The 23,971-nt window shown below is 71.5% G+C and carries 17 protein-coding genes; 5 read left to right on the forward strand and 12 right to left on the reverse strand.

Annotated elements, in window-relative coordinates:
• Positions 1 to 175: 175 nt before the first annotated feature.
• Positions 176 to 1,132, reverse strand: a complete 957-nt coding sequence (locus tag VJS38_RS12220) for a glycosyltransferase family A protein (protein WP_324088423.1) — start codon at positions 1,130 to 1,132, stop codon at positions 176 to 178.
• 197 nt (positions 1,133 to 1,329) lie between these two features.
• Between VJS38_RS12220 and VJS38_RS12225 the strand changes: the two genes are divergently transcribed.
• Both VJS38_RS12225 and VJS38_RS12230 read left to right on the forward strand, forming a co-directional pair.
• On the forward strand, positions 1,330 to 2,166 hold the full coding sequence (locus tag VJS38_RS12225; RefSeq protein WP_324088424.1) for an ABC transporter permease: 837 nt from the start codon (positions 1,330 to 1,332) through the stop codon (positions 2,164 to 2,166).
• On the forward strand, positions 2,163 to 2,948 hold the full coding sequence (locus VJS38_RS12230) for an ABC transporter ATP-binding protein (protein ID WP_324088425.1): 786 nt from the start codon (positions 2,163 to 2,165) through the stop codon (positions 2,946 to 2,948). Before VJS38_RS12225 ends, VJS38_RS12230 begins: the two co-directional genes overlap by 4 nt.
• Here the strand turns inward: VJS38_RS12230 and VJS38_RS12235 are convergent.
• The 9 genes from VJS38_RS12235 to VJS38_RS12275 all read right to left on the reverse strand — a co-directional run bounded on the left by VJS38_RS12235 (position 2,861) and on the right by VJS38_RS12275 (position 20,139).
• Positions 2,861 to 6,040, reverse strand: coding sequence for a rhamnan synthesis F family protein (locus VJS38_RS12235; protein WP_324088426.1), 3,180 nt, complete (start codon positions 6,038 to 6,040; stop codon positions 2,861 to 2,863). The genes VJS38_RS12230 and VJS38_RS12235 overlap by 88 nt on opposite strands.
• A 76-nt stretch (positions 6,041 to 6,116) precedes the next feature.
• Positions 6,117 to 6,611: a hypothetical protein gene (locus VJS38_RS12240; RefSeq protein WP_324088427.1), complete on the reverse strand. Its 495-nt coding sequence runs from the start codon at positions 6,609 to 6,611 to the stop codon at positions 6,117 to 6,119.
• Positions 6,612 to 6,615: 4 nt separating this feature from the next.
• Positions 6,616 to 7,029 (reverse strand): glycine zipper 2TM domain-containing protein, encoded by a 414-nt coding sequence (locus VJS38_RS12245; RefSeq protein WP_324088428.1) that lies wholly within the window; start codon positions 7,027 to 7,029, stop codon positions 6,616 to 6,618.
• Positions 7,030 to 7,108: 79 nt separating this feature from the next.
• Complete coding sequence (locus VJS38_RS12250) at positions 7,109 to 8,773, reverse strand: glycosyltransferase family 4 protein (protein ID WP_324088429.1); 1,665 nt, start codon at positions 8,771 to 8,773, stop codon at positions 7,109 to 7,111.
• Between the two features lies 1 nt (position 8,774).
• A complete protein-coding gene (locus tag VJS38_RS12255) occupies positions 8,775 to 10,445 on the reverse strand; it encodes a glycosyltransferase family 4 protein (protein WP_324088430.1) in 1,671 nt (556 codons plus the stop codon).
• A gap of 46 nt (positions 10,446 to 10,491) precedes the next feature.
• Positions 10,492 to 11,952: an efflux transporter outer membrane subunit gene (locus tag VJS38_RS12260; RefSeq protein ID WP_324088431.1), complete on the reverse strand. Its 1,461-nt coding sequence runs from the start codon at positions 11,950 to 11,952 to the stop codon at positions 10,492 to 10,494.
• 5 nt (positions 11,953 to 11,957) lie between these two features.
• Complete coding sequence (locus tag VJS38_RS12265; RefSeq protein WP_324088432.1) at positions 11,958 to 15,422, reverse strand: efflux RND transporter permease subunit; 3,465 nt, start codon at positions 15,420 to 15,422, stop codon at positions 11,958 to 11,960.
• Positions 15,419 to 18,625, reverse strand: coding sequence for an efflux RND transporter permease subunit (locus VJS38_RS12270; RefSeq protein ID WP_324088433.1), 3,207 nt, complete (start codon positions 18,623 to 18,625; stop codon positions 15,419 to 15,421). The genes VJS38_RS12265 and VJS38_RS12270 overlap by 4 nt, the downstream gene beginning before the upstream one ends.
• Positions 18,625 to 20,139 (reverse strand): efflux RND transporter periplasmic adaptor subunit, encoded by a 1,515-nt coding sequence (locus VJS38_RS12275; protein ID WP_324088434.1) that lies wholly within the window; start codon positions 20,137 to 20,139, stop codon positions 18,625 to 18,627. Before VJS38_RS12275 ends, VJS38_RS12270 begins: the two co-directional genes overlap by 1 nt.
• 247 nt (positions 20,140 to 20,386) lie before the next feature.
• Between VJS38_RS12275 and VJS38_RS12280 the strand changes: the two genes are divergently transcribed.
• The 3 genes from VJS38_RS12280 to VJS38_RS12290 all read left to right on the forward strand — a co-directional run bounded on the left by VJS38_RS12280 (position 20,387) and on the right by VJS38_RS12290 (position 22,538).
• Positions 20,387 to 20,794, forward strand: coding sequence for a hypothetical protein (locus VJS38_RS12280; RefSeq protein ID WP_324088435.1), 408 nt, complete (start codon positions 20,387 to 20,389; stop codon positions 20,792 to 20,794).
• Between the two features lie 156 nt (positions 20,795 to 20,950).
• Positions 20,951 to 21,859: a VacJ family lipoprotein gene (locus VJS38_RS12285; RefSeq protein WP_324088436.1), complete on the forward strand. Its 909-nt coding sequence runs from the start codon at positions 20,951 to 20,953 to the stop codon at positions 21,857 to 21,859.
• A 73-nt stretch (positions 21,860 to 21,932) separates the two neighbouring features.
• Complete coding sequence (locus tag VJS38_RS12290; protein WP_324088437.1) at positions 21,933 to 22,538, forward strand: ABC transporter substrate-binding protein; 606 nt, start codon at positions 21,933 to 21,935, stop codon at positions 22,536 to 22,538.
• A gap of 6 nt (positions 22,539 to 22,544) precedes the next feature.
• Here VJS38_RS12290 and VJS38_RS12295 read toward each other — a convergent pair whose 3' ends face one another.
• Together VJS38_RS12295 and VJS38_RS12300 are read right to left on the reverse strand one after the other, a co-directional pair.
• The gene (locus tag VJS38_RS12295) at positions 22,545 to 23,441 is read right to left on the reverse strand and encodes a DMT family transporter (protein ID WP_324088438.1); all 897 of its coding nucleotides are present in this window, start codon (positions 23,439 to 23,441) and stop codon (positions 22,545 to 22,547) included.
• A gap of 63 nt (positions 23,442 to 23,504) precedes the next feature.
• Positions 23,505 to 23,971 (reverse strand): hypothetical protein (locus tag VJS38_RS12300; RefSeq protein ID WP_324088439.1); only part of this gene is annotated, 467 nt, incomplete at its 5' end.

Here is a 23,971-nt window from a genome sequence, read left to right on the forward strand (position 1 = left end):
CGCCGCCCGCCAGTCCGAGGCGCAGAGGCGCCCTCGCTCTGACAATTCCCCTCACTTGGTCACCCAGACGCATGATCCTGGAGGATCGATACTCGATCCCCTCTCCCTTTCGGTCTTCGTCGCGCTGGTAGCCTTCTTCGGCCTCGGTTGCTAGGCCGCCACGGGACGCATGTCCTTATACCGGCGCGCGAGGCCGGCCGATGGCCGCCTCGACCCCGGCCAAACGCTGCAGGAACGCCTCGTCCAGCAGATGACGCGCGCCGTTCTGAAGCCTTTCCCGCAGCCCTGGCAGCCCCCCCAGCAGTCCCTCCAGCTCCGGAAACCGCCCCCGGTGGTTCCGGTAATGCAGCTCCAGCCGCTCCAGTCCGCGCAGCGCCGCCGCCGGCGCAGCCATTCCGCGGCTGACGGCGCCGCGCAGGAACAGCTCCCACTCCGCCACGCCATAGGCGAAGCTCCCCGCGCCGGTCAGCGACGAGGCCTGCTGCGGGTGGCGCCGGAAGGCCGCGCCGACGGCCGGCGTGCCGACGCAGGGGCCGCGTTCGGCGGCGTTCAGATAGAAGGCGACGTCGATGTTGTGCCGCACCGGCGCGCCGCAGTAGCGGCTCAGGCACTGCGGCCCATCGAAGGTCGAGCGGCGGAACAGGATGCTGGTCGGCTCGCCCACCGGATTGGCGATCTCGCCGACCAGGGCTTCGACCAGCACCTCGCTGGAGAAGAGCGTCGGCGGGCCGGGCGGAATGGTGGCGTTGGACGGCAGGATCCGCCCGTCGGCGTCGACCACCTGGCGGGCGCAGAAGACGAAGGCGACGTGAGGGTTCTGCTCGAGCAATCCGAGGAGGTCCGCCACGGCGAACGGCATCAGGAAGTCGTCGTCGTAGACGAACTTCAGCACGTCGGCCGCCGCGTTCTCCCAGAGGTGGACGCTATTGGCGACCAGGCCCTGACGCGGCCCCTGGATCAGCCGGATCCGCGGATCGCCGAACCGCGCCACCACCTCGCGGGCCGCGCCGTTCGGACAGTCGTCGGAGATCAGCAGCTCGAAGTCGGTGAAGGTCTGCGCCAGCACGCTGGCGATCGCCTGGCCCAGGTGCGCGGGCTTGTAGGCCGGGATCGCCACGGTCACGTGCGGCACGCCGGGAGCTCCGATCTCCTGAGCGGCCGAGGCGCCGCGAGCCTCGCTAGCTAGCACGGTTCGTGCTGCGCCGAACAAGTCCGCCCCGCCACGCTCAAGCCACTTTCGCACCGCAGCAAAGGCTGGCCGGGGCGCCCCGGCGTCCCTTGCGCGGGCATGGGCCGACCTGATACCAGCGGGCGGCTTTTGGAGAGCAGATGGATACGGCGACCCACATGTTGCGGACCGGGCGGCGCGGGGCGCTGTTCGAGTTCAGCATGGCTTTCCGGGACCTGACCAACTCGGCCCACCGGCTGGGGCTGGCCTGGTCGCTGGCCTGGCACGACGTGGTGTCCCGCTACCGCGGCTCGATCCTCGGTCCGTTCTGGATCACCCTGTCGATGGGCCTGATGGTGCTCGGCATCGGGGTGGTCTACGCCAAGCTGTTCGGCATCTCGCTGGCGGACTTCCTGCCGCTGGTGGCGCTGGGCCTGGTCTTCTTCGGCACGATCAGCACCATCATCAACGAGGGCTGCGACACCTTCACCGCGGCCAAGAACATGCTGTCGCAGACCAACCTGCCGATGTTCACCTTCGTCTGGCGCACGGTGCTGCGCAACCTGATCAACCTCGCCCACCACCTGGTGATCGTGATCGCCGTCCTCTTGATCTACGGCTACTGGCGGAAGATGAACCTCGTCGGCGGGTTCGTGGGCCTGGTGTTCCTGGTCGCCAACGCCGCCTGGATCAGCATGCTGGTCGGCATCGTCTCGGCGCGCTTTCGCGACATCCCCCAGGTGGTGAACTCGGTCATGCAGTTCGCGATGTTCATCACCCCGGTGTTCTGGCCGGCCGAGCGTTTGCGGGGCGCCAAGCACGTCGTGCTGGACTTCAACCCCTTCTATCACATGCTGGAAGCGGTCCGCGCCCCGATGATGGGGACGCCGATCGCGCCCCACACCTATTCCATACTGGCGCTCATGGCCGTGGTCGGCTGGGGCCTGGCCTTCAGCCTGTTCGCCGTGACCCGGCGCCGGATCGTGCATTACCTATGAAAGCCGCCCTGAAGGTCCCCCTGAAGCCCGTGACGAGCGCGGCCCCGGTCTCGATCTCCTGTCGCGACCTGACGCTCAGGTTTCCGGTCTACGGCGTCGACGCCAAGTCGCTGAAGAAGCGGCTGGCCGCCGTGGCGGTGGGCGGGCGGCTGGCCTCGCACGCCGGCGTCGCCGAGGTGACGGCGCTGAGCGGGCTGAACCTGGAGCTGAAGGCCGGCGACCGGCTGGGCCTCGTCGGCCACAACGGCTCGGGCAAGACCACCCTCCTGCGCGCGCTCTCCGGCGCCTATGAGCCCGACGAGGGCCAGGTGGAGGTGCAGGGCCGCATCGCCGCCCTGCTGGACCTCAGCCTCGGAATCGACTCCTCGGCGACCGGCTTCGACAACATCCGCCTGCGCGGCCGCATCGCCGGCTTAAGCTCGCGCGAGATCGAGGCCAAGCTCGACGAGATCGCCGAATTCACCGGCCTCGGCCCGTTCCTGGCCATGCCGGTGAAGACCTATTCGGCCGGCATGCAGGCGCGCCTGGCCTTCGCCGCGGCCACCGCGGTCGAGGCCGACGTTCTCTTGATGGACGAGTGGATCGCCGTCGGCGACGCGGAGTTCCAGCACCTCGCCCACGCCCGGCTGCTGAAGCTGGTCGAGCGGGCGGGCATCCTGGTGCTCGCCTCCCACGACCATGACCTGCTGCGGCTCTACTGCAACAAGGTCATGCGCCTGGACGGCGGCGTCGCCTCGCCGGTCACCGACATCCGCAAGCTCGACGAGCTGCTGGCCGCCTGACGCCCCGCCGCCGTCTCCAGGGCGGCCGCGACCGTGGCGGTGAACGCGGCCGGCGTGCATTCGCTGGCGACGCGGGAAAGCGCGCCGGCGCGCACCGTGCGCCAGGTCGCGGCGTCCTCGTACAGCCGCTGGCAGGCGAGCGCGAACTCCTCGGGCGAATCGCCCACCGTCACCGCCTCGCCGTCCCGCCAGCCGAGCTGCCGCGCCAGCAGCGAGGTGACCGCCGACGGCAGGCCGCGGGCCGCCGCCTCGTGCACCTTCATCGGAATGCCGGCGGCGTAGCGGGTGGGCGCGATGAACACCCGGCTCTTGGCGTAGAGGTGCTGGATGTCCTCGATCCGGCCCAGCAGCTGGACGCGCGGGCCGGCCAGCGCGCGCACCCGCGCCGCGCCGTTGCGCCCCACCACCCGCAGCAGCCAGTCCGAGCCGATCAGCGAGTCGAGCCAGGGCATGACCTCGCGCACGAAGAACTCGAGCGAATCGGCGTTGGGCGAATCGTCCTCGTCCATGGCGCCGACGAACAGCAGGTCGCGGCGCGCCTCGAACGGCGTGTCGGTCGGCCGCGCCTCCAGCGCATGGCCCAGCACCCGGACGTCGCGGGCGCCGGCCAGGCGGAAGTTGGCCGCCTCGAGCTCGTTCACCGCCAGGATCACCGCCGGCCCTTGGCCGAGCGCCAGCTCCTCCGCCAGCGCCCCCTTGGCGCTCGCCGAGGTGCGCTGCTGCACCTTCACGCGCGCCTCGTCGCGCAGGGCGAAGATCGCCTCGGCGTCATAGACCACGCGGCTCATGTCGATAAAGCCGGGGACCTCCGCCAGCGAGGCGCGGAAGACCTCCATGTTGTGCGGCCGGCTGACGATGGCCGCGTCGTAGTAGCCGGCGCGCTCGCGCATGAAGCCGGTCAGGCCGTCGCGCCCGAGCTCGGCGGCGACCTCCAAGTCGGGCGGCAGGATCTTGTAGGCGGAGGCGAAGTCCGCGTCGGGATAGGCGGCGGGGTAGAAGGTGACGAACCAGCCGGCGGCCGAGACGGCGCGCACCAGGTCCAGGGCCCGCGGATAGCCGGAGCCGAGCTCCGGATAGGGCACCTGGTCGTCGACGATCAGCAGCCGGCCGCGGCGCGCCTGGCGCATGCGGGCCAGGAGCGGCGACGAGCCCGGCGCGGAGTGGTCGGCCTTCAGGGCCTCGGCATGCCGCGCGCGGAAGATCCTGTGGTGCGCGGCCTGCAGGTCCAGCGCCGACTGCGAGCTCGAGGCGGAGCCGAACTCGAAGTGCGACAGCCGCACCTTGGGCTCGTAGCCGATCCGCAGGCCCTCGCGGCGGATCCGCATGCACAGGTCGGTCTCTTCGTAGTAGGCCGGGGCGAAGGCCATGTCGAAGCGGCCCAGCGCCTCGAACAGGGCGCGCGGCAGCATCAGGAAGGCGCCCGAGCAGTAGTCCACGTCGCGCCGGAACTGGAACTCGGGCGCCCAGGGATCGCGGCCGCGGCCATAGCCCTGGCAGCTGCCGTCGCTCCAGATGATGCTGCCGGCCTCCTGCAACGAACCGTCCAGCAGGATGATGCGGCCGCCGACGGCGCCGAGGTCCGGCTCGGCCTCGAGCCGCCCGGCGGCGGCGGCGATCGAGCCCGCCTCCAGCCGCGTGTCGTTGTTGAGCAGCAGCAGCCAGCGGCCGCGCGCCAGGGCCGCGGCCTCGTTGACCCCGCGCAGGAAGTGCAGGTTCTGGGCGTTGCGCCGCAGGCAGACGCCGTCGACCCGGTCGAGCAGCTCGGCCGTGAGGTCGGTCGAGGCGTTGTCGACGAGGATGATCTCGGTCGGCAGGTCGAGCGCCTGAGTCAGCGAGCGCAGGCACTCGAAGGTCAGCTCGGCCTGGTTGAACAGCACCATGATGATGGAGACCACCGGCGTGTCGGAGGTCGGTAGGACCAGGCGCTCGCCGCTCGCCAGGAAGGCCTCCAGCTCGGCGCGGCACAGCGCGCGGAACGCGCCCTTCGGGTCGGGACCGGAGAACAGGCCCTTGGCGTCGGCGCCATAGGTCGGGTGCGGCGGTCGGCCAGGCAGCAACAGGGTGCGGCCGCAATCGGTCAGCGCCCGACCGAGCAGTCGGGCGTTGCAGGCGCGGTAGAAGCTTTCGGGCTCGGCGGCGTCCTGTTCCGGCCCCGCGCGGACCCAGCGGTGGCCGCTCAGCTCGCAGGCCTGGAACACCAGCCGCTCCAGCCCGTGGGCCAGGGCGCCGTCCTCCTGGCCGTCCTCCGGCGCGAAGTCCTCCCAGCCGAGCTCCAGGTCGAGCAGCGGCTTGAGGGCCGCGCTGCGCGCCCAGAACATGAAGCCGGCCGGGCAGTCGACGGGGCTGTCGGGATAGATGTTGAAGCCGAGGCGCGCGGCGAGGCCGCGGCAGATCTCGTAGCTGTCGCCCCAGACGAGGCGCCTGCGCACCTTCTGGAAGGTCCGCGGCGCCAGCACCCCCAGCCTGGGCAGCTGCAGGAAGGCTTCCATCACCCCGCGCATGAGGGCCGGCGAGCCGATCAGGTTGCGCAGCAAAAACTCGCGCCAGCCAGCCAGCTCGTCGGATTGGGCCCAGGTCCTGGTGTGCAGGATCAGGATCAGCTCGTGGCTGTCGTAGGCGTCACGGCAGGCGATCAGCTGCGGGGCGACGTCGCCGCCGCGATTCGGCGTGAGGCGGATCTCGAAGTTTCCGCCCGGCCAGCGCCCAAACGCGTCCTCGATCGCCGCGCGCTTGTCGGCGCTGTCGGTGGTCACGATCAGGTCGGCGGGGAACGGGATCCGCCGCAGGAAGCCGGCGATCTCGGACAGCCCCTCGACGTGGCCGGCGTGCAGCAGAATCGCGGTCGACAGGCTCCTCGGCTGCGGTCCGAGCTCGTAGTCGAGCGGCAGCCGCAGCACCGGCTCGCGGACGAACGGCGGCGGCGGCGGCGCCGCGGGCTTTTCCATCTGCATCAGGAGCCGGATCGCCGGCCGCCCGATGACGCGCAGCACCGCGCCGATCCTGGGATGCTCCAGGACCGCGTGACGGACGCCGAAGACGACCGTCGATAGCAGCTTGAGCAGTGGCGCCCTCGCGACGCCGGTGACACGCATGTCGCCATTGAGCACGCGGCGCGGATCGGGTCCACCCTCGCAGCGGGACCTGGCGTCGCAGGCGCCCCGCCGCCGCCTAACGCGCCTTCGTCGCCGCCGGCGGCGGCGCGCATTTTCCGGCGCGTCCCTGAACGACGTAGAACAGCGCCCGGCCCTGGGCATAGTTGTAGTGCTCGGCGATCGGCGTGGTGTTCTGGCCGGTCAGCAGGCTGGGCGCCGGCTCGGCCGGAGCCTGCCCCTGCGCCGCGCCCTGGGCTCCGGTTCCGATCATCTGCTGGTTCCAGCGGGTGAGCGCCGGCGAACAGGCCGCGACCACCGCCATCGCCACTTCCTGCGCGCGGTCGGACGAGGCCGCCAGCGTGTAGCCCCAGCGGTGCAGGCAGTCGTCCAGGACGCTGGCGGGATCGGTCGCGACCGCGGCCGGCTGCAACGCGCCGGGCGCGGGCGCCTGGACGGCCGCGGGCGTCGCCGCGGCGAAAGGCGTGCAGATCTGCGAGCCGGCCGGCTTGTTGCAGCCGGCGAGGCCGAGGGCGGCTGCGGCGGCGCCGGCGATCAGCGGGGAGGCGCGCATGCCGCTACCTGCACACCTTGGTGGGCGTATAGACCACCTGTCCGCGCTCGTCGTAGTAGCGCTGGGTCTCGTAAGCGCAGCCGCGCGGCGCGGCGTAGCTCGCGTTATAGCCCTTGGCGGCCGGCGCGGAGGTCGTGCGGCCATAGCGCGCGCTGCGGTGATAGCTGGCCTGCCGGGGCGGGCTGTAGCATTTGGTCCGCGCCAGCTGGTTGCCGACCACGGCGCCGCCGACCCCGCCGATCACCGCGCCCTTGGTGTCGCCCAGGGCGCCGCCGATCAGGGCGCCGCCGACGCCGCCCAGCACCGTGCCGGTGACCCGGCGGTCGTGCGCCCGCTGTTCGCAGTATGTCCGCGCGCTGGCGATCGATGGGGCGCCTAGGACGGCGACCAGGCCCGCGACGATCAGGGTTCGGCGCATTCGAATCTCTCCCCGGAGACAAGCCTCAAGCGGCGAGGCTCGTCACCAGAACGTGGCGTCACTGTGTTGGATGCACGCGTCAGCTCGGCCAGTCGAGAAAGCCGTGCTTCGCCAGCCACAGCAGGCCCAGTTCGACGGCCCGCTGGCGGTGGGGCGGAAAGGCCGCCACGACGTCGCGCACCGAGCGCGCCTGGCCGCTCGCGACCAGTTCGAAGGCCCGGGCGCACTCGGAAAGGTCGGCGCGCCAGCCGGAGAAGACCGCGTCCAGCTGGATCGCGCCTGCGGCCCGCACCTGCTCGGCGGTCGCGCCCGGCGTGGCCGACAGCGGCGTCTCCGGGCTCAGCACGCTGGTGGCGAAGCCGGCGAAGTCACGGAACGGGTCGCCCTTCACCGGGTGCCCGCGATGCCGGGTCGCGGGATTGTTCGCCGCCGCGCGGCGTCGCGCCAGGTCGTCCACCAGGGCGTTCATCTGCCGGGCCACCACCTTCCAGTCGAAGGTCTGGCGCACGCGTTCGCGGCCCGCCTCGCCCATCCGCCGTCGAAGGTCGGGACTGGCGATCAGCCGGGCGATCGCGTTGGCCGCGCGGCCGATGTTCACCGCGGTGTGCTGGGCGAGGTTGCCGACGTAGCTCTGGTAGCTCTGGGCCTCGAAGATGTGGCCGAGGCTCATCGCCGTCCCCAGCCCGCCGGCCGGGCCGATCAGGGTCGGGACCAGGAAGCCTTCGACGCCGTCGCGGATCGTGAAGCGGTAGCCGTCCCAGTCGCTGGCGACCACCGGCCGGCCGGCCGCCATCGCCTCCAGCGGCGTCAGGCCGAAGGTCTCCTGGACGTTGTCGACCAGCGACAGGAAGATGTCGCTCGCCGCCCACAGGGAGGCCACCCGCTGCGGGTCGTTGCCGTCGACGAAGCGGACGTCGACATCCGGCGCGTAGGCCGCGGCGGCCTGCTGGTAGGCGCCTCGGTCGGCCTCGCCCGGGAACCAGCCGGCCATCACGAAGGCGACCCTGGTCCCGGTCGCCTGCCGGGCCTGCTGCACGGCCTTGAACATCGGCTGCGGGAAGGCCTTCTCGAAGTAGGAGAGCCGCCCGAGCCACAGCACCAGGACGTCGTCCTCGGAGAGGCCCAGCTCGGCGCGCATCGCGGCGCGCGCGCCCGGCCGGTCGGCCTTGGCCGCCAGCGCCTCGCCGTCAACGCCCAGCGGCACCACCGGCAGCTGCGGCTGCGGCGGCCGGATCCCGTGCGTGCGCTCGCCCAGGAAGTCGCCGTACTCCTCCAGCATCCGCGCGAGCGCATCGCGCACGGAGGGCGAGGTGCAGATCACCGCGTCCCACGGCTGCACCGGCGAGGTCAGGGTGGTGGCGATCATGTCGCGGATCGTCGGCGGCGCCAGGGTGTGGGACATGCCGATCAGGCTGTAGGCGCGATCCCCGCGGCTCTGGCGCCGCACCCAGGCCAGCTCGTTCAGGTAGGGCTGCCCGCGCAGCACGGCCCCCGAGGCGGCGGGAACCGCCGGGTCGAGGCCGGCGGCCACCGTCACCCGCACCGGCGAAGGCGCCTCGCCGAGCAGGGCGGCGCGCGCCTCGGCCTCGGTGGTCGAGCCGAACGTCATCAGGTCGAGCTGCTCGAAGCCGCCGTGCTGCGCCAGCGCCCGGTAGAGCTGCAGGTTGGCCACGTCCTTGCCGAACGGGTTGGCCTTGAGGCCCAACTGCCCGGGCGGATGGAAGATCGAAAGTCGCGCCGCCATCTCAGCCTCCGGCCCCTTGCGCCGCGCCCGGCTCGAGCATGACCAGCTCCATCTTGGCAAGGCGGCTCAGCCGCTCGACGACGGTCCTGGCGGGCTCTCCCAGCCGCGCAGCGAGCTCCGCGACGCCGAGCCCTTCGCCTGCGCAGGCCTCGAGCGTGCGGGCGACCACGTCCGGGCTCTCGCGCCAGTGCATGAACATCGGATGCCCCGTCATCGCCTCATAGGCCGCGACGCTCGCGCCCGGCGCCGCGCGCGCCCGCGCAGCCAGGCCCAGGTGGCGCGTCGGATAGTGGGCGAAGGCGGTGAATGGATCGAGCCGGGTGGGCGCCTGACGCGGCGCGGCGGCCAGCCGCAGCTCCGGATCCTCGGCGGACCGGGCGCGGATCTCGCCCAGTTCCTCCCACAGCGCCTGGTAGCGCCCGTAGACCACCGCCCAGTCGAACTCGGCAAGCGCGCGCTGGCGGCCGGCCTCGCCCTGGCGCCGGCGCAGGTCGGCGTTCTCGACCAGCGCGGTCAGCCGCCCGGTCAGGGCCCGCGGCTCGACCGAGGTCGTGGTGCTCGTCCGCGACAGGAAGTAGTCGTAGTTGTTGGCCCCGGTCTCGTAGTCGAGCGCCATGTAGCCGCCGGCGCCGGGCGGCGGCGCCCACGTCGGCACGCGGAAACCGTCGACGCCGTCGCGCACCGTATCCTTGTAGCCGTCCCAGTCGCTGACCAGCACCGGCAGGCCCGCGGCCATGGCCTCGACCGGGGTGATGCCGAAGGTCTCCTGGATATTGTCCGACAGCGAGACGAAGAGGTCCGCCGCGCGCCAGACGCGGGCGAAGGCCTGGGCGTCCGCGCCGGGGACGAGGATCGCCCTGATGCTCGGCGCCCATCGGGCCATCGCGCTGCGATAGGCCTCCTCGACCTGCGGCGCCGGGAACTGGCCGGCGAGGACCAGCGCCAGCTTGCGGCCGGTCGCCTGCGCCACGCGCTCCAGGGCGGCGAACATCTGGAAGGGATGGGCCTTGCCGTTGAAGGTCAGGCGGCCAGCGAACAGGACGCCCACCTCGTCGTCGGCCAGCGCCAGCGCCGCACGCGAGCGGGCGCGCTCGTCGGCGCTGGTCGCGAAGTCCTCGCAGTGGACGCCCAGCGGGATGACCGGCAGCTGCGGGCGGGGCGCTACGAGCCGCTGACCGAAGCGCCAGGCGAGCAGATCCTCCTGGGCCGCCAGCACGCCCTCGACAAAGGTGCGCGCGGCTGTCGAGGTGCAGATCAAGGCGTCCCACGGCATGACCGGGCCCGCGACCATGTCGGCGGCGTGCTCCGCCGGCGCGTGGGTGGAGAGCGTGTGGGTCACGCCGCAGATGCTGTACCGGCCGGGGCCGATGCGCAGCCGCTCACGCGCGTGGATGACGATTGCGCCGTCGGCCCGAAAGAGCAGACCTTGCTCGGCGACGGCGCCCAGGCGCGGGGCCGGGATCCAGCGCGGCTGCGCCTGCGGGTCCATCTGCAGCACGAGGTTGCGGAACGTGTCGGCCTGCTCGCGGAACGGCGTCAGCGCATGGATCGGCCGGCCCGCATGCCCGCGCACCGCAGCGCGCAGGAAGCTGTGGCCGGCGGACTGGCGCCCCATCAGCTTGGGGCCGTCGAGGACGAAGCCGTCGGCGTGGAAGAAGATTGCGGGCGTCACCGGCGGCGGCTTACACGCAAACGGTCCGACGCCCAAGGCGGCGGGACTAGAACGGCGCGGTCCAGCCGCCGCCGAGCGCCTGCACCAGGGCCACCGCCGTGGTCTGGCGCGAGGCGGTCGACTGCACCAGGGTGCGCCGGGCGTTGAGCGCGGTGGCCTGGGCGGTGACCACGGAGGTGTAGTCCACCTGGCCGGCCTTGTACTGGTTGAGCACCATGGTGGAGGCGAGCTGGGCCGCCTCGGCCGACTGGGCGCGGAACACCTGCTCGTCGGCCAGCACGCGCTGGGCGGCGAGCTGGTCCTCGACGTCCTGAAAGGCCGCCAGCACCGTCTGCCGATACTGCGCCACCGCCTGGTCGTAGGCCGCGCGGGCCTCCTTCACGCGGGCGTGGGTGGCGCCGGCGTCGAACAGCGTCTGGGCGAGCGAGCCGCCGAAGGACCAGACGCTGGCCGGGGCGTCGAACAGGCTGCCGAGCTCCGTCGCCGAGAAGCCGTAGGAGCCGGTGAGCGTCAGGCTCGGGAAATAGCCCGCCTTCTGCACGCCGATCTGGGCGCTGGCCGCCGCCGCGCGGCGCTCGGCGCCGGCGATGTCGGGCCGCCGCTGCAGCAGGGCCGACGGCAGGCCCGCGGGGATCTTCGGAATTCCGGCCTTCCAGTTCGGATCGGCCGGTATGCCGAAGCTCGACGGCGTCTCGCCGACCAGCACGGCGATGGCGTGTTCGAAGGCGGCGCGGGTGTTGGCGAGGTCGGTGAGGTCGCCCTGGGCGCTGGTCAGCTGGCTCTGCGCCTGCAGCACGTCGCTGTGCGGCGCGACCCCCGCGTTGAACCGGTTCTGGGTGATCTGCAGGCTGCGCCTGTAGCCGTCGACCACCTCGGTCAAGAGCGCGATCTGGGCGTCGGTCGAGCGCAGGCCGAAGTAGTCGGACGCCAGCGAGCCCTGCGCCGAGAGCGTCGCTGCGGCGAGGTCGGCCTCGCTGGCCTGCGCCTGGCCTCGCGCGCCCTCGATCGTGCGGCGGATGCGGCCCCAGACGTCGGGCTCCCAGCTGGCGGTGGCGCTGGCGCGGTAGGTGTTCTGCGAGCGCCCGCTGATTCCGGTGACGACCGAGCCGCCGCCCGAGGTGATGACCGTGCCGCTGGAGCCGCGGCCGCCGCCGGAGCGGGTGGCGCCGGCGCCAAGGTCGATGGCCGGGAACAGCGCCGCGCGCTGCTCGCGCACCGTCGCCTCGGCCTGGCGATAGGCGGCCTCGGCGGCGACCACGTTCTGGTTGTTGATGGCGACACGGGCTTCCAGCGCCGCCAGCGCCGGGTCGTCGAACACGCTCCACCAGTCGCCGCGCGGCGCGAGGTCGGCGGGCTGGGCGGTGTTCCAGCCCTGTGGCGGAGTCTGCTCCTTGTAAGCCGTGGCGACCGGCGCGCTCGGGCGCTTGTAGTCCGGTCCCACGGCGCAGCCGGCGAGGGCCACGGCCGCCGCGCCGCAGATCAGTCTCTGGAGATGACGATTGAGCATTCAGGTCACCCGTTGGCCGGCGCGGGCGAGGGCTCGGCCCCGCCGTGGCGGCTCAGGAAGCGCTCGTCGCGGCGGCGCGGCCGCAGGCGATCGAGATAGACATAGACCACCGGCGTGGTGAGCAGGGTCAGGAGCTGGCTGGCGATCAGGCCGCCGATGATCGCCACGCCCAGCGGCTGGCGCAGCTCCGAGCCCTCGCCGAAGCCGATCGCCAGCGGCAGGGCGCCGAGGCCGGCGGCCAGCGTGGTCATCAGGATCGGCCGGAAGCGCAGCATGCAGGCCTCGCGCACGGCCTCGTCGGGGCTGAGTCCCCGCGTGCGCTCGGCCTCCAGGGCGAAGTCGATGATCAGGATGGCGTTCTTCTTAACGATGCCGATCAGCAGGAAGACCCCGATCAGGGCGATGATCGAGAACTCCATCTTGAAGATCAGCAGGGCGACCACCGCGCCCACGCCGGCGGACGGCAGGGTGGAGAGCACGGTGATCGGATGGATCAGGCTCTCGTAGAGGATGCCCAGCACGATGTAGATGACGACCAGCGCCGCCAGGATCAGCAGCGGCTCCTGGCTGAGCCCTTCCTGGAAGCTGCGCGCCGTGCCCTGGAAGCTGCCGCGGACGTTGGTCGGCATGGCGATCTGAGCCTCGGCGTCGGCGAAGGCGCTCTGGGCGTCGCTCAGCGAATAGCCGGGCTGCAGGTTGAAGGAGATCGTCGCGGCGAGCTGGGCGTCCTGGTGATTGACGCTGGCCGGGCTCGCCTGCTGGCTGAAGGTGGCCAGCGTCGGCAGCGGCGCCATGGTGCTGGGCGCGGTGCTGATCCCCGTGCCGGCGGCGGAATCGCGCTGGCCCGGATTGGCGGTCACCGCGGCGGACGCCCCGCCGCCGCCGATCGCGCTGGAAGCCTGGTTGGCGGCCAGGCTGGTGGTCGCGTTCGTGCCCGTCGCGGCAGTCGTGCTCGAGGTCGTGCTGGCGCTGCTCGAAGGTCCGCCGCTGCTCGCGGCCGAGCTCGGCTGGAACGGCGAGCTGATCGCCGGAAAGGCGCTGGCGATGGCGCCGCTGGCCGCGGGCGGCGGCGTACCGTGGGCGATCGCCCGGAACGGCGACTGCGGCGGCGGCTGGATCGTCGGCGTGGCGGCGACCGCGACCCCGGGGCTCGGCACGCGGACGGCGGCGATGTCCTCGGGCCCGAGGCCGAAGGACGGGGCGTTCTCCATCACCACGCTATACTGGTTGACGTCCTCGTAGATGGTGGCGATCTGGCGCTGGCCGAAGCTGTCGTAGAGGGCGTTGTCGACCGCCAGCGGCGTCAGTCCCATCCGGGCGGCGGTGTCGCGGTCGATGTTGACGAAGGCCTGGACGCCGTTGTCCTGCACGTCGTTGTCGATGTCGGTCAGGGCCGGGTTCGACTTCAGCGCGTTGGCGAGCTTGATGGTCCAGTTGGTGAGGTCGGCGTCGTTGTCCGACTTCAGCGTGTACTGGTAGGTGGCGTTGCTCATCCGCCCGCCGAAGCGGACGTCCTGCTGCGGATTGAGGAACAGCGAGACGCCGGTGACGCGCGACAGCTGCGGCCGCAGCCGCGCGATCACCTCCTGGCCCTTCACCCCGCCGCGTTCGGCCGGCGGCTTGAGCGTCACCGCCATGAACCCGCCCCCTGCCCGCGATCCGCCGACGAAGCCGACGACGGTGTCGACCGCCGGGTCGCGCCGGACGATCGCCTCGATCTGCCGGAGCTTCTGGCCCATGGCCTGGGCGGAGATGCTCTGGTCGGCGCGCATCCCCCCGTTCAGCCGGCGGCTGTCCTGCTGCGGGAAGAAGCCCTTGGGGGCTGCGGCGTAGAGGTAGACGTTCAGCCCCACCACGACGAAGAGGATCAGCATGATCAGCGGCTTGTTGGCCAGCGCCCAGTCCAGGCTGTGCTCGTAGCCGCGGAGGATCCGCCGCCAGGCCGTGTCGAACGCGCGGGCGATGCGGCCGGGCGGTCGGCGCGGCCCCTCGTGGCGCTTCAGCAGCCAGGCGCACATCATCGGCGTGGTGGTCAGCGAGATGACCAGCGAGATCATCACCGCCGCCGACAGGGTGACGGCGAACTCGCGGAACAGCCGCCCGACCAGGCCGCCCATGAACAAGAGCGGGATGAACACCGCCACCAGGCTGACGCTGATCGACAGGACGGTGAAGCCCACCTCGCGCGCGCCGAGAAGCGCGGCCTTGAAGCGGTCCATGCCGGCCTCGATGTGGCGGCTGGTGTTCTCCAGCACGACGATGGCGTCGTCGACCACGAAGCCGGTCGCGACGGTCAGGGCCATCAGGCTGAGGTTGTTGAGCGAGAAGCCCAGCAGATACATCGCCCCGAAGGTGCCGAGCAGCGAGACCACCGTGGCCACCGCGGGAATGATGGTGGCGCGTCCACTGCGAAGGAAGGCCGAGACCACCAGCACCACCAGCACGATCGAGATCAAGAGCGTCGTCTCGATCTCGTGCAGCGAGGCGCGGATCGAGGTGGTGGCGTCGGAGGCGACCTGCAGCTCGATGTCGGCGGGCAGCTCGTCGCGCAGCTCGGGCAGCTCGGCGCGCACCAGGTCGACCGTGCGGATGACGTTGGCGCCGGCCTGCTGGGTGACCAGCACCACGATCGCCGGATTGCCGTTGAAGAGGCCGAGCGTGCGGGAGTCCTGCACCCCGTCCGTGACCTTGGCCACGTCGCGCAGGCGCACCGGCGCGCCGTTGCGCCAGGCGATCAACAGGTCGCGATAGTCCGCCGCCCGGTGGCCCGGCGGCGGGGTGTAGATCTGCAGCCGGCGGCCGGCGTCGTACATCGCCCCCTTCGGCCGGTTGGCGGCGGCGGCCTGGACCGCGCCGCGCACGTCCTCGCCGGAAAGGCCGTAGGAATTCAGCGCGAAGGGCTGCAGCTCGACCCGCACCGCCGGCAGCGACGAGCCGCCGATCTCGACCTCGCCCACCCCGTCCAGCTGGCTCAGTCGCTGCTGCAGGATGTTGCTGGCGGCGTCGTAGATCTGGCCCGGCGTGCGCGTCTTCGACGTCAGCGCCAGGATGATGACCGGCTGCGCCGCGGCGCTGCGCTTGCGGTAGGTCGGGTTCTGGCGGAGCGTCGCCGGCAGGTCGACGCGCGCGGCGTTGATCGCCGCCTGCACCTCGCGGGCGGCGACGTCGATGTTCTTGGCTAGGTCGAACTGCAGGCTGATCTGGGTCGCCCCGGTCGAGCTCTGCGAGGTGATTTCGTTGACGCCGGAGATCACCGCCAGGCGCCGCTCAAGCGGCGTTGCGACGCTGGTGGCCATGGTCTGCGGACTGACCCCGGCGAGGTTGGCGCTGACCGAGATGGCCGGGAAGTCGACGTTCGGCAGCGGCGCCACGGGCAGCACGAAGAAGGCCGCGATCCCCGCCAGCGCGAGCCCCGCGGTCAGCAGGATGGTGGCGATCGGCCGGCGGATGAAGGGCGCCGACAGGTTCATGTCGCGGGCTCCGGCCCAGGTTCCGGCCCAGGTTCCGGGTTCGGCTCGCCCGCCGCGGCCCCGGCCTGGCGCCTGCTGGGCGCCAGCCGGTCGAAGGCCAGGTAGATCACCGGCGTGGTGAAGACCGTCAGCAGCTGGCTGAGGATCAGGCCGCCGAAGATGGCCACGCCCAGCGGCCGGCGCAGCTCGGCCCCCTCGCCGAAGCCGATCATCAGCGGCACCGCGGCGAACAGGGCGGCCATGGTGGTCATCAGGATCGGCCGGAAGCGCAGCATCGCCGCCTGGTGGATCGCCTCGCGCGGGGTCTTGCCCTGGTTGCGTTCGGCGTCGATCGCGAAGTCGATCATCATGATCGCGTTCTTCTTCACGATGCCGATCAGGAGGATCAGGCCGATGATGGCGATCACGCCGAGCTCATGGCCGGTGATCCATAGCGCCAGCAGGGCGCCGACCCCTGCCGAGGGCAGGGTCGACAGGATGGTCAGCGGGTGGATGTAGCTCTCGTAGAGCACGCCCAGCACGATGTAGACGCAGACCACCGCCGCCAGGATCAGCCACAGCGTGTTGCCGAGCGAAGTCTCGTAGGCGCCGGCCGCGCCCAGCATGTTGAGCGTCACCGAGCTCGGCAGGCCGATCTCCTTGGCGGCCTTGCGCGCGGCCGCGACGGCGGTCCCCAGCGCCACCCCCGGCGCGGTGTCGAAGTTGAGGGTCGCGGCGGGGAACTGGGCGACGTGGGTGACCTGCAGCGGCGCGGGCGCCTCGCGGATGGTGGCGATCGCCGACAGCGGCGTGGTCTCGCCCGACGAGGTCGCCACCTGCAGCTGGGCCAGGCCCTGCGGCGTCGACGACAGGCCCTCCGCGGCCTCGAGGATCACCCGATACTGGTTGGTCTCGGTGAAGATGGTCGAGACGATCCGCTGGCCGTAGGCGGAGTAGAGCGCGTCGTTCACGGTCGAGGCCGTGATCCCCAGCCGGCCGGCGGTGTCGCGATCGATGTCGACGAACAGCGCCGGCGCTTGGGCGTTGGCGTCGGTCGAGACGTTGCGCAGCTCCTTCACGGTGGCCAGCTTGGCGGCCAGCCTGGCGGCCCACTCCTGCACGGTCTGGGTGTTCGCCCCTTCCAGCGACATCCGGTACTGGGTGGGCCCGGTCTCGGCGTCGATGGTCAGGTCCTGGGTCGGCTGCAGGTAGAGGGTCGCGCCGGGGATCTGCGCCGCCCGCTCGCGCAGCCGGCGGATCACCGCGTCCTGCGAGCCGTGGCCCGGCTTCAGGTTGACCAGCATCTGGCCGGTGTTGAGCATGCTGTTGGCCGAGGCGTCGACGCCGACGATCGAGCTCAGGTTCTCGACCGCCGGATCCTTCAGGATCTCCGCGACGACCCGCTGCTGCAGGTCGCTCATCGCCGAGAAGGAGATGTCCCTGGACGCCTCGATGCGCGCCTGCAGCTGGCCGGTGTCCTGGGTCGGGAACAGGCCCTTGGGCATGAAGACGTAGAGCAGCACGGTCAGCGCCACGGTGCCCAGCGCCACCAGCAGGGTCGTCCGCTGACGGTCGAGCACCCAGTCGAGCCCGCGCTCGTAACGCTGCAGAAGCCCGTCGAACAACGCCTGGGCCCGGCGGCCCACGGCGTAGCGCGGAACCTCGTCGCCGGCCCTCAGCCAGCGCGCCGCCAGCATCGGCGTCAGCGTCAGGGACACCACCGCCGAGATCAGGATGGTGATCGCCAGCGTCACGGCGAACTCGCGGAACAGCCGGCCCACGACCTCCTGCATGAACAGCAGCGGGATCAGCACCGCGATCAGCGAGACCGTCAGCGAGATGATGGTGAAGCCGATCTGCTTGGCGCCCTTCAGCGCCGCCCGGAACGGATCCTCCCCCTCCTCCACATGGCGCGAGATGTTCTCCAGCATGACGATGGCGTCGTCGACGACGAAGCCGGTCGCGATGGTCAGCGCCATCAGGCTGAGGTTGTTCAGGCTGTAGCCCAGCAGATAGGTGACCCCCAGGGCGCCGATCAGCGAGACCGGCACGGCGAGGCTGGCGATCGCCGTGGCCCGAAGGCTGTGCAGGAAGAGAAAGATCACCGCCACCACCAGGGCGACCGCCAGGAACAGCTCCAGCTCGACATGATGCACGCTGGCGCGGATGCCGTTGGTGCGGTCGGCGAGCACCGTCACCTTCACCGAGGCCGGCAGGCCGGCGGTGAGCATCGGCAGGCGCTTCTTGATGGTGTCGACGGTGGCGATCACGTTCGCGCCGGGCTGGCGCTGGACGTTGACGACGATCGCCGGCGTCATGTTCGCCCAGGCGGCCAGGCGCACGTTCTCGGCGGAGTCGACGACGTGGCTGACGTCGGACAGCCGGATCGGCGCGCCGTTCTTGTAGCCCACGATCAGGCTCTTGTAGTCCTCGGCCGTCAGCAGCTGGTCGTTGGCGTTGATGGCGTAGGCTCGCACCGGCCCGTCGATGCTGCCCTTGGCGGCGTTGGCGTTGGCGTTGGCGATCGCCGTGCGCACCGTGGCCATGCCGAGCCCGCGCGAGGCGAGCGCCTGGGTGTCGACCTGGATTCGCACCGCCGGACGCTGGCCGCCGCTGAGCGTCACCAGGCCCACGCCCGGCGTCTGGCTGATCTTCTGGGCGAGGTTGGTGTTGACGAGGTTCTGCACCTCGGTGAGCGGCATGGCGTCGGACGTGACCGCCAGCGTCAGGATCGGCGCATCGGCCGGGTTCACCTTGGCGTAGACCGGCGGCGCGGGCAGGTCCGCGGGCAGGAGGGCGTTGGAGGCGTTGATCGCCGCCTGGACCTCCTGCTCGGCGACGTCGAGGTTCACCGTCAGGTCGAACTGCAGGGTGAGCACCGAGGCGCCGGCCGAGCTCACCGCGCTCATCCGCGAAAGGCCCGACATCTGCCCGAACTGCCGTTCCAGCGGGGCGGTGACGGTCTGCGCCATCACGTCGGGGCTGGCCCCCGGATAGAGGGTCTGGACCTGGATCGTCGGATAGTCGACCTGCGGCAGGGCCGAGAGCGGCAGCAGCCGCAGGCCCACCAGGCCGGCCAGCACGATCGCCACCATCAGGAGCGAGGTCGCGATCGGCCGCAGGATGAACGGCCGCGACGGTCCGCCGCCGCCCATATCTGAAAGGGGCGACGCGGGATCGACCGGAGGCTGCTCCGGCGGCCGGGTGTCGTGGACCTCGGACATCAGCCCGCGCCGCCGCCTTGGCCGCCGCCGGGGGCGCGATGCGGCAGCTTGGCGAGCGCCGCCTTGCAAGCCGCGCTGACCTGATCGGCGTTCTGGCGCAGGCACATCATCGCCTCGCGACCCTCGGCGCCGGCGCAAAGTTTCTGCAGGTCTGCGCCGCAGGCCTGGCGCACCGCCTGGCGGGCAGCCTGCATCTCCGGCGAGGGCGTGAAGCCGCCCGGCGCTTCGACCTGGGCGCTGGGTCGGCCGCCGGCGCCTGCAGGCGCGGCCGCTTCGGAGCCGCCGCCCCTGCGATGGCCGCCCTTGCCGCCGTGGGCCCGCATCTGGCCGGGCAGCATGATCTTGCCGCCCTCGGTCAGCCGGTCGCCGCCCTCGGTCACCACCTTCTCGCCGACCGAGAGGCCGGAGAGGATCACCACCTGGGTGGGCGTGGTCTGGCCGCGCTTCACCGGGCGCATAGTCACCGTCTGGTCCGGCTTCACGATCCAGACGAAGTCGCCGTTCGGGCCGGTCCGGAGCGCGGACAGCGGCGTGACCACGACGTCGTTCAGGGTGTTCAGCGTCACCCGGACATTGACGAACTGGTTGGGGAACAGGCTCCCGTCGGCGTTGCCGAAGCGGGCCTTGCCGCGCACCGTGCCGGTGGTCGGGTCGACCTGATTGTCGAGGGTGGTGAAGGTCCCGCTGGCCAGCGTCTTGGTCCGCGTGCTGTCAAGCGCGACCACGGCCAGGGCGCCGCCCTTTGCGCGCGCCGCCACTTCCGGCGCCTGGTCCTGTGGGACCGTGAACTGGACGTCGATCGGCGCGACCTGGGTCTCGACGACGATGCCGTTGGCGTCGTTGGCGGCGACGAGGTTACCGACGTCGGCGATGCGCAGTCCGACGCGCCCGTCGAATGGCGCGGCGACGCGCGACCATTCCAGATTGAGCTTGGCCGTACCGACCGCGGCGCGGTCGGTCATCACCGTGCCTTCCAGCTGCTTGACCGTCGCGGCCTGGGTGTCGACGTCTTGGCGGGCGATGGAGTCCTGGGCCAGCAGGGTCTGGTAGCGCTTCAGCTGCAGCCTGGCGTTGGCCAGCTGCGCCGCGTCGCGGGTCAGGGCGCCCTGCGCCTGCAAGAGCGCCATCTGCAGCGGCCGCGGGTCGATGACCGCCAGCGTCTGGCCCTTCTTCACCATCTGGCCCTCGCGGAACAGGATCTGGGTGACGACGCCGCCGACCTGCGGCCGCACCGTCACCGTGGCCACCGGCGTCACCGTGCCGAGCGCGTCCAGGGTCACGGGCATGTTGGCGAGGCTGGCCTGGGCGACGCCGACCGTCGTCGGCGGACGTCCGCCGCGACGCCCGAAGGCGCCCGGCGCGCCGCCGCCGCCGCTCTTGGCGCTGTGCGCCAGCGCCCAGGCGCCCCAGACCGCCAGCCCCAGGAGCACCAGAACAAGGACGATGATCCACGGCCGCCTCGCAGAGACTTTCGCGTCACGCCTGAGGCTCAGCCGAGCCGACCGGTCGTCCATTACGCCTTCACCCTCCCGCAAACGCTAGCGCCCCCCTTGCACGCGCCAGCCGCCGCATTCCGGCGCTGGGCGGCGACTACCGAGCCTTTGTGACAACGGCGCCGCTGCCGCGGCAAGGGCGATGAGCGGCCGCCGATGCATGACAAGACCTCGGAACGGGCTCAAGATTTTCGCCCTCGATCCGACGGCGCGACGGCTTTCGCGCCCCCGCGCGTTTTACGATCGAAACGCCTCCTGGAGGATGTCCATGCGGACACAAGTCACGGCTCTGGCCGCAGCCGTCGCGGCCATGACGCTCGCCACGCTCGCCCACGCCGCCACCGACAAGGCCCAGCCGCCGCACAAGGGCAGCGGCTGCTTCGCCAGCAACACCTGGGAGGGATGGTCGACGACCAACAACGGCGACGCCCTGCTGCTGCGGATTAACAACCGCGACATCTATCGCGTCGACCTGACGCCCGGCAGCCACGTCAGCAAGGGCCCGGACCGGTTCCTGATCAACCGGGTGCGCGGCTCGAACTGGATCTGTTCGGCGCTGGATCTCGACCTGGCGCTGTCGGACCACAGGGGCTTCCGCCAGCCGCTGATCGCGACCTCGATGCGCAAGCTGACCCCGACCGAGATCGCCGCCGTGCCCAAGACGGAGCGGCCGTAGCGGCCGCACGGCGCCGGCCTCGCCCTGCCCCCTGGTCCAACCGAAGATAGGAACCTATACCGATTTGTAGTTGGCTGACCGCCGCGGCTGTTGTTTTGATGCGGCCGCGACGCGTCGGGGGTTGTCGGCCGCGCAGCGGAGATCACGAGGGGGCGCATGCGGGGCAGCCGTCGTCCAGTTCAGCTTGTGCTCGTATCGGCCTTCGCACTCGCGGCGTCGGCGGGGCCGAGCCGCGCCCAGGTCGAGCCCTGGGATCCGTGGGAGCCGGTCAACCGCAAGTTCTACGCCTTCCACCAGGTGATCGACCGATTCGTCCTCTCCCCGGTCGCCAAGGCCTACGGCCATCTGCCCAAGCCGCTGCGCAAGGGTCTGCGCAACTTCGCCCGCAACCTCGGCGAGCCGGGGATCGCCGTGAACGATCTGCTGCAGGGCCGGCCCAAGACGGCGGCCGGCACGGTGGGACGCTTCACCATCAACTCCACCGTGGGCGTCGGCGGAGTCCTGGACGTGGCGAAGCGGACCGGCCTGCCGCACCACGACAACGACTTCGGCACGACCCTCGGCCGCTGGGGGGCCGATCCGGGGCCCTATATGTTCCTGCCGCTGCTGGGGCCGAGCGACGTGCGCGACACGGTCGGCGGCGTCGTGAACATCGTCCTCAACCCGTACACCTGGCTGAACTACTCCGGTCGGACGGAAGTCGCCGTCATCACCACCCTGGAGAACGGGATCGACAAGCGCTACGAGGCCCGGCAGGCGCTGGAGACCGTCCGCGAGACCTCCACCGATCCCTACGCCACCTTGCGCTCCTTCTATCAGCAGAGCCGGGAGGCGGCGATCCATGGCGCCGCCGCCGTCAGCCTGCCCGACTTCGAGACGCCGGAGATCGAGAGCGAGCCCGGAACCCGCGCCGCGCCGCAGAACCTGCCGGAGCTTCCGGACATCCAGTCCGAACCGGAGCCGTCCGTCCCCTCGACGCAAACGCCGCCGCAAACGCCGTCTGCGGCTCCGTCCGAGCCCTCGGCGCCGGCTGCGCCCGCCGCCGGCCCTGCCCCTCCGCCCTGAACGGCGGGGACTTGAACCGGGGCTTCGTGCTTCGCATTTTCCAGACCATCTCTCGCTGGAGCCGCCTGAACCCATGCGCCCGACCGCAGCCTGCGCCGCACTGGCGATCTTCCTCGCCGGCGTGCCGACGCTCACCCAGGCCCAGGCCGCCGATCCTGCGGCGGCCCAGATCCAGGACTTCAACAACACCCTGCTCGAGACGATGAAGCAGGCCAAGCAACTGGGGCCAAAGGGCCGCTTCCAGAAGCTGGACCCGGCGATCGCCCAGCACTTCGACCTGCCGACCATGACGCGCTTCGCCGTCGGCTCGACCTGGACCACGATTTCGCCGGCTGACCAGGCCACCCTCGTCGCCGCCTTCAGGCGGATGACCGCGGCGACCTACGCCCACAACTTCGACGGCTACAACAACCAGCGGTTCACCATCGACCCGGAGGTCGTGACGCGCGGTTCCGACAAGCTGGTGAGATCGCACCTGATCGGCGGCTCGGACAAGACCGATCTGACCTATCGCATGCGCCAGGTGGGCGGGACCTGGAAGATCATCGACGTCTACTACAACAGCACCGTCAGCTCGCTGCTCGGCCAGCGCTCGGAGTACGCCTCGACCCTGAAGACCGGCGGCGCGCCGGCCCTGGTCAAGAAGCTGAACAACCGCGCGACCGAGCTGCTGGGATAGGAGACTTCACGCCGGCGTCGCCGGCGCGTCGTGGGCGAGGCCGGCGGCGCCCGCGGCCCGCTCGCCCAGCACCACCACCAGGCTGCCGATCAGGATCATCGCCCCGCCGGCCGCCAGGCCCAGCGTCAGCCGGTCGCCGAACAGGAGCACGCCCAGGGTCGCGCCGAGCAACGGCTCGATGTTGATGAAGACGCCGGCGGTGGCGCTGCCGACGCGGGTCGCGCCGTACTGCCAGGCGGCGGTGGCGAGAAGGGTCGAGAACAGCCCCTGGCCCGCGACGCCGGCCCAGGCCAGCGGGCTCACGTCCAGCTTCGGCGGCCCGTGCAGCACCAGCGCCACGGGCAGGATCGTCAGCGCCGCGACCACGATGGTCACCGCCGGAACCGCCAGCGGCGTCGGTCCCGCGGGCGCGCGCTTGAGCGCGATCAGCCAGCCCAGGAAGACGAACAACGAGCCGACCGAGAGCGCGATCCCGAGCGGCGAGCCCGCTCCCTCCGGCCGCCCGGCGATCAGCGCCGCCCCGGCGGTGGCCAGCGCCACGCCGGCCCAGACCAGGCGGTTGAGCCGCTCGCCCATCAGCCGGGCGCAGACGGCGATCAGCGCCGGCATGGCGCCGACCAGCAGGGCGGCAAGCGTGATGCGCACCCGCGCCAGCCCCTCGAACTGCATCAGAAAGCCCAGGCCGTAGAAGGCGCCCGCGGCGAGCGCCGGCCAAGAGCGGAAGAGCGCCCGCGCCTCGCGGCTCGCCAGCGCGAAGGGCGCGGCGAGGACGGCGGCGAGCGCGAACCGCAACAGCACCATCTGCGACGCCGGCATCTCGGCCAGCGCCAGCTTGCCCAGCGGAAACCCCACGCCCCAGCCCGCGCCGGCCGCCGCCAGCGCCAGAATCGCCAATCCCCGCATGGCCTCGCTTATCGCACGAAACGGCGCGCGGAGATGGGCTGTCGAACGACCGGCGCCTAGAGACTAGTTCGGCGTCGTGGTGGTGGTGGTCGTGCCGCCGCTCGCCGGGTCCGGGACCGTCACATAGACGACCGTGTCGCCCTCGTAGCGCGGCTCGTAATAGGCCCCGCCGCACGAGTAGTAGGAATAGCCGGCGTAGGGATAGGGCGAACAGCCGTGCGGCAGCGAGTAGTAGACCGAGCCCCAGGCCGCCGCGGTGACCGCCGCCGCCGTGCCGATGGCCAGGCCGGCGCCGACCGGATAGTCGTTCCAGCCGCCCCAGCCGCCGTCGTTGTCGATGTTGATGTTGTTGCCGTTGCCGACGTTGACGTTGCCGCGGTTGACGTTGCCCCGGTTGGCGGCGACGTTGCCGCGATTTGCGCCGCCGACGCCGCCCGCGCCGCCGACACCCCCGACGCCGCCCACGCCTCCGACACCGCCCACGCCGCCGACGCCTCCCACGCCGCCTGCGCCTCCCACACCGCCGACCC

Source organism: Phenylobacterium sp. (assembly GCF_035276905.1).
Classification (GTDB): Bacteria; Pseudomonadota; Alphaproteobacteria; order Caulobacterales; family Caulobacteraceae; genus Phenylobacterium.

Coding starts and splice junctions, on each gene's coding strand:
- VJS38_RS12225 (WP_324088424.1), top strand. CDS start 1,330: ATGGATACGGCGACCCACATGTTGCGGACCGGGCGGCGCGGGGCGCTG.
- VJS38_RS12230 (WP_324088425.1), top strand. CDS start 2,163: ATGAAAGCCGCCCTGAAGGTCCCCCTGAAGCCCGTGACGAGCGCGGCC.
- VJS38_RS12235 (WP_324088426.1), bottom strand. CDS start 6,040: ATGCGTGTCACCGGCGTCGCGAGGGCGCCACTGCTCAAGCTGCTATCG.
- VJS38_RS12240 (WP_324088427.1), bottom strand. CDS start 6,611: ATGCGCGCCTCCCCGCTGATCGCCGGCGCCGCCGCAGCCGCCCTCGGC.
- VJS38_RS12245 (WP_324088428.1), bottom strand. CDS start 7,029: ATGCGCCGAACCCTGATCGTCGCGGGCCTGGTCGCCGTCCTAGGCGCC.
- VJS38_RS12250 (WP_324088429.1), bottom strand. CDS start 8,773: ATGGCGGCGCGACTTTCGATCTTCCATCCGCCCGGGCAGTTGGGCCTC.
- VJS38_RS12260 (WP_324088431.1), bottom strand. CDS start 11,952: ATGCTCAATCGTCATCTCCAGAGACTGATCTGCGGCGCGGCGGCCGTG.
- VJS38_RS12265 (WP_324088432.1), bottom strand. CDS start 15,422: ATGAACCTGTCGGCGCCCTTCATCCGCCGGCCGATCGCCACCATCCTG.
- VJS38_RS12270 (WP_324088433.1), bottom strand. CDS start 18,625: ATGTCCGAGGTCCACGACACCCGGCCGCCGGAGCAGCCTCCGGTCGAT.
- VJS38_RS12275 (WP_324088434.1), bottom strand. CDS start 20,139: ATGGACGACCGGTCGGCTCGGCTGAGCCTCAGGCGTGACGCGAAAGTC.
- VJS38_RS12280 (WP_324088435.1), top strand. CDS start 20,387: ATGCGGACACAAGTCACGGCTCTGGCCGCAGCCGTCGCGGCCATGACG.
- VJS38_RS12285 (WP_324088436.1), top strand. CDS start 20,951: ATGCGGGGCAGCCGTCGTCCAGTTCAGCTTGTGCTCGTATCGGCCTTC.
- VJS38_RS12290 (WP_324088437.1), top strand. CDS start 21,933: ATGCGCCCGACCGCAGCCTGCGCCGCACTGGCGATCTTCCTCGCCGGC.
- VJS38_RS12295 (WP_324088438.1), bottom strand. CDS start 23,441: ATGCGGGGATTGGCGATTCTGGCGCTGGCGGCGGCCGGCGCGGGCTGG.